General features: G+C 47.3%; 3 protein-coding genes. 2 read left to right on the top strand and 1 reads right to left on the bottom strand.

The genetic code is table 11. The features are described from left to right. Window positions 1-178: 178 nt before the first annotated feature. The gene (locus tag VIM72_RS18895) at window positions 179-586 is read right to left on the bottom strand and encodes a DoxX family protein (RefSeq protein ID WP_142683177.1); all 408 of its coding nucleotides are present in this window, start codon (window positions 584-586) and stop codon (window positions 179-181) included. A gap of 290 nt (window positions 587-876) precedes the next feature. Here VIM72_RS18895 and VIM72_RS18890 point away from each other — a divergent pair, with 290 nt between their 5' ends. Next, window positions 877-3,954: a tetratricopeptide repeat protein gene (locus VIM72_RS18890; protein WP_332004381.1), complete on the top strand. Its 3,078-nt coding sequence runs from the start codon at window positions 877-879 to the stop codon at window positions 3,952-3,954. A gap of 34 nt (window positions 3,955-3,988) precedes the next feature. Then, window positions 3,989-5,638 (top strand): hypothetical protein, encoded by a 1,650-nt coding sequence (locus tag VIM72_RS18885; RefSeq protein ID WP_332004380.1) that lies wholly within the window; start codon window positions 3,989-3,991, stop codon window positions 5,636-5,638.

Here is a 5,638-nt window from a genome sequence, read left to right as displayed (position 1 = left end):
TGTAGCTGAACCCCAGCTCCCGTATGGCTTCCGCCCTGCCTACTTCATAATACAGCCCGTAATTGCCATAATACAGGTATCCCATCTGATCTGTTTCCCCGTAACGTACCCTGATTGTTGTTGTACTGATAAACATGGTTCCTCCGCTATTTTATCCTTAACGTTTTACTTGAAAATTTTATTTGCCCAAAGCTCCGTCCAGTGAAAACTTACCGGGGCCTGTAAAAAGCAATGTTACAAAAGCCGCCAGGAAAAGGATGGGCATTTCTTTTTCTGATACCGGGTCTTTGCCATGAATCATAAAAATAATCACGCTCATACAAATCACCAGTGGTACGGAAGCCAGCCTGGTCAACAGTCCCATGATCAGCAACACCGCGCAGAACACTTCTGCAAAAACTACCATTCCCAAAGAAATTTTATGTCCTACCCCCAGCGGATCCGGAAAAGAATTCATTTTGGCAGTAAAATTGATCAGCTTGGGCCAGCCATGCAGGAGTATCAGTCCACCGGATACCACCCGGAGCACCAGCATGGAAAAGCTTACGGCGCCATTTGTATAGCCGGCAGAGAAGAGTTTTCTCATAGTAGGTAAGGTTTTTGTGCTTTTAATTATTTTCCGCAAGATAAATGAATAGCATTTGCCTTGCTTCCGGAGTTATCCACATTGTTAGAAACGCGATCGGAAAGGAAAAGATATAACTTTTATATTTGCTGATACTCCAGGTCCGTTTCGCATCATTAACGTCAGAGGGCATACAGGCGCAGGAGAAACGGACTACCAGGGTCAGGCCACGGCAGAGTACTTCCCCGGCTGGAAAATAATTCCTCCCGGGATTCGTTTTAAACGCATATTCAAGAAATAACAGCTATAGCATGCAATTCATAAGAAAAGTTTTTGTTCCCGGACATCTGTACATATCGCTCCTGGCCTTTACCGGCGCAGGTTTGATAGGGTTGCCCGCCGCACAGGCACAGCAAACACGCACCTATACAGACCCGGAAAAAGTATTCAAGGACGCCCAGCAATATTTCCAGCAGGAAAAATATGCAGTGTCCATGCAGCTTTTCAGGCAAACCCTTGATAATATCGACTACTTCCACGAAACCAACCGCGATCTCGTTAAAACGGATGCGTACTATTATTACACCATCTGTGCACTTAAACTGCAACAGGACAACGCGGAAAAACAGGCGCTGGAATTCCTTAAACTGGCCAATAACAACGCCCGTGAAGAACTGGTAAGCTACCAGCTGGCAAAATATTATTTCCGTCAGAATAAACTCAAAGAGGCCATTCCCCTCTATGAAAAAGCCAATATCGAAAACCTCTCCAACGCGGAAATTGCGGAAGCGAAATTTGAACTAGCCTACTGTTATTTTAACCTGAAGGATTTTCAAAAGGCGCAGCCCCTGTTTGCCTCCATCAAAGAGATGCCCGGCAAATACAGCATTCCCGCCAATTATTACTACGGCTTTATCAGCTACTACAATCACCAGTACGGGGAAGCGCTTAACAGCTTCCAGAAAGTGGTGAATGAGCCGAAATACAGCAACGTGGTGCCTTACTACATCGCTGAAATTTATTACTTCCAGGGCAAAACAGATCAGCTGATCGCTTATACAGAACCCCTGCTGAAGCAGGGCGGGCAATACTACGAAGCAGAACTGAAACAGCTGCTCGGTAAAGCCTACTTCGAGAAGAAGAACTATCCCAAGGCATTGCCTTACCTGCAGGATTTCCAGGATAATGCGGATGAAGTAAGAAATGAAGACATCTACCAGTTATCTTACGCTTATTATCAAACCAATAACCTGCAAAAAGCGATAGCAGGGTTCAAACAGCTGAGCAGCTCCAAAGATTCACTGGGACAAAACTCCATGTACCTGTTGGGCGACTGCTACCTGCGCACCGGCCAGAAAGCCAATGCACGCAACGCTTTTGCCTTTTGCGCCAATAACAGCTCCAATGCGCAGCAACAGGAAATTTCCCGCTTCAACTACGGTAAACTGTCGTATGAACTGGGTTATCCCGATGCCGCCCTCAGCGAGCTTACTCAGTTTGTAAAAACATACCCGCAATCTGCCTATAACAAAGAAGCCAGGGAAATACTCGTTAATCTTTTCATGAACAGCAATAACTACAAAGACGGTTTAGCTACTATTGAATCGATTCCTGATAAAAACCCTGCGGTATTGAAGGCCTACCAGAAAGTAGCCTATGGCCGCGCCACCCAGCTGATCAACGACCAGCAGCTGGCAGAAGCCGACCGCCTGCTGGATGTGGCCATCAATAACCCATATGATCCGCAGATCAAACAGCTGGCTCATTTCTGGAAAGCGGAAATTGCATTGCGCCAGAATAAAACAAACGTGGCGGTTACTAACCTGAACGCCTATCTGAATAACACTGCGCCTGTATCCGGCGAAGCCAATGCGCAAACCGCCAGTTACAACCTGGGATACAGCCTGTTGAAACAGGATAAATACACGGAAGCGCTGCCTTACTTTGAAACAGCCCAGCGTACCAGCGGCCCGAATGCAGAACGTATTGCTACTGATGCCGCCCTGCGCAGCGCCGACTGCTACTACATGCTCCGCCAGTTCCCGAAAGCATTGGCGCTGTACGACCGTATTATCAGCAACAACGCTCCGGGCGCCGATTACGCCACTTACCAGAAAGCAGTGATCCTGGGCTTACAGGGCAAGCAAAGTGAGAAACTGGCACTGCTCAAACAACTGGGTAACAAGTTTCCATCCTCCGGCTTTACGAATGAAACAGATATTGAGATAGCGAATACTTATCTCTCGGAAGAAAAATATACAGAAGCTATTCCTTTCCTGGAAAATGTATTGCAGAAACAACCCAACGGCCCGAATGCGCCACGCGCACTCCTGAAACTGGGTTTGAGCTACTACAATAAGGATAACGACAGTAAAGCGCTGGCCTATTACCGGCAGGTGGTGGAAAAATTCCCTAACTCCCCGGAATCCAACGAAGCGCTGCAAAGCATGAAGTCGATTTATGTAAGCCAGGGCAAAACAGACGATTACCTCGCCTTCCTGAAAGCCAGCGGCAGAACAGTGACCGCTTCTGCGGAAGACTCCCTCGCTTATGCTGCTGCGGAATCCAGATTTACCAGCAACGACTGTGCAGGCGCTACCACCGGCTTCAACAGCTATATCCAGAAATATCCGAACGGCCAGTTTATCCTGCCGGCATATTTTTATAAAGCAGAATGCGCTTATAACAGTAAAGACTATACGGGCGCGCTGCCGGCCTACGAATTTGTATTATCCCGCAACAACAGTTTATACGCGGAAAGATCTGCCTTACAGGCCGCTAACATCAGCTTCTACCAGGTGAAGAATTATGACAAGGCCCGGGGTTACTACCTGCAGCTGCAGGACCTCGCCACCAGCAAGGAAAACAGTCTTACCGCCACCAGGGGCCTGCTCCGCAGCAACTACCAGCTGAAACACTGGGATGAAGTATCCAATTATTCGGAAATGTTGCTGGCCGCTGCCAATATCAGTACAGACGACCAGATCATTGCTCACTTCTACCGCGGTAAGGCATTGCAACAGGCAAAAGACTATACCGCCGCACTGTCTGAATTCAAGACCGTGGCTAACATGACCAAATCTGAAACAGGAGCCGAAGCCCGCTACAACATTGCGGACTGCTACCTGCAGCAGAATGAACTGGACGCCGCTGAAAAGGCTGGTTTTGATGTGATTAAAAATACGCCGTCTTACGAATACTGGGTGGCGAAATCATATATCCTGCTGGGAGATGTATATGCCCGTCAACAGGACTATTTCAATGCAAAAGCTACTTACCAGAGCATCGTTACCAACAGCACTATTCCCGAGCTGAAACAGGAAGCGAAAGACAAACTGGCTAAAGTAGAAGCAGAAGAAAAAGCCGCCGGCAAAAAACCGAAGAAATAATCACCCGGAATCTGACATTTAAGCGCAACAAAGCATGAACATTCAAGCAATATATAACAAACGAACTTTTATCATATCAGCACTGGGCCTGACAGGCATGTTGTTTTCACAGAAAGCAGCCGCACAGGAAGCGTTGAAGCAGGAAACGATCGATATCATTTCCACCAATCAACCCAAACTGCGCGACGCCTATAAACTCAATCTCACGGCATCTTTACCGGGAATTGATACGGCCAGGCCTTCTATGAAATACGAGATCCCGGCGCTGAACCTGAACTTTATGTACCAGGCCATGCCACTGAAACCGCTGGCGTTGGGTAAAGATTCACTGTCGTACCTCCAGAACAACTTCGTGAAACTTGGATACGGCAATTATAAAACGCCCTATGTACAGGCTGGTTTCGGCAGCGGAAGACAGAACATGTACAACTACGGCCTGTATGTAAATTACACCGGCTCCAAAGGCAAGGACATTCCTGACCAGGACTACAGCAACCTGAACGTACTGGCATCCGGCACTTACCTGTTGCCTAAATTCCGGTTCGATGGCAGCATTGGATATGACCGCAATACCGTTCATTATTATGGCTATGGCCACGATACTGCGAGTTATAAAAAGAAGGATATAGAGCAAACGTTTAACCAGGTGACCGCCTCCGTGGGCCTGCAGAACAGGCCGCAAAACGACTGGGCATTTACCTTTCAGCCTAAAGTGAAGTTTATCCTCTTCAACGATTCCTACAAGCGTACAGAGAATACCTTCCAGCTGAATGTACCGGTGCGTAAACAGGTATTTGAGGATATCTTTATAAAAGTAGAAGGCGTATTTGATCTTTCTACCTACAAACAGGATAATAACCGCGCCATCAACAACAACATCGCTTCCATTCACCCCGCTGTGGATATCATGAAGCCCGGCTTTGTATTGCATGCCGGTGTAAACCCTACCTGGAGCAACGGCGAATTTTACCTGTTGCCGGATATCGTGAATGAGTCGCACCTGATCCGTAAAAAACTGATCCTGAGCAGCGGATGGATCTCTTATTTTGAAAAGAACACCTACCGTAATCTCGCCAATAAAAATCCATTCCTCAACGGCTTGCCGGGAGAAATGCTGAACACCCGTGTAGAAGAAAAATATACCGGTATCAAAGGTACGCTGGGCAGCCACTTTAACTACAACACCAAGTTTGCTTCCGTTACATGGTACAATATGCCGCTGTTTGTAAACGACAGTGCCGACACCAAAAAATTCACTACCCGTAATGAAGCCCAGCTGCGCGCATTCCAGCTGCATGGTGAAGTGGGGTATATTGAAGAGGAAAAATTCCAGGCACGCGTGAGCTTCGACTGGTACAACTACAACAAACAGGAAACAGAAGTGCAGCCCTGGCACCTGCCCGCTTTCCAGGGCGATTTGTTTGCACAATACACCATCGCAAAAAAATTACACCTGAGCGCCGACCTCTTTGCATTGAGCGGCAGTTATTACCTGCTGCCCAACAAGGATTTTGGTAAAACCAAAAGCGCCTGGGACCTGAATGCCGGCGCCTCCTACGACATAGGCAAAAATTTCGGTGTATGGGTAAATGCAAATAACCTGTTCAACACACATTACCAGCGGTATTACCTCTATCCTACTTATGGGTTCAATATTGTGGGTGGCGTGATGATCAAATTCTAA

This window comes from Chitinophaga sp., assembly GCF_036569185.1.
Taxonomy (GTDB): domain Bacteria; phylum Bacteroidota; class Bacteroidia; order Chitinophagales; family Chitinophagaceae; genus Chitinophaga.
Note: the sequence above shows the minus strand (reverse complement) of the source record. Positions and strands in the feature narration are given on the sequence as shown.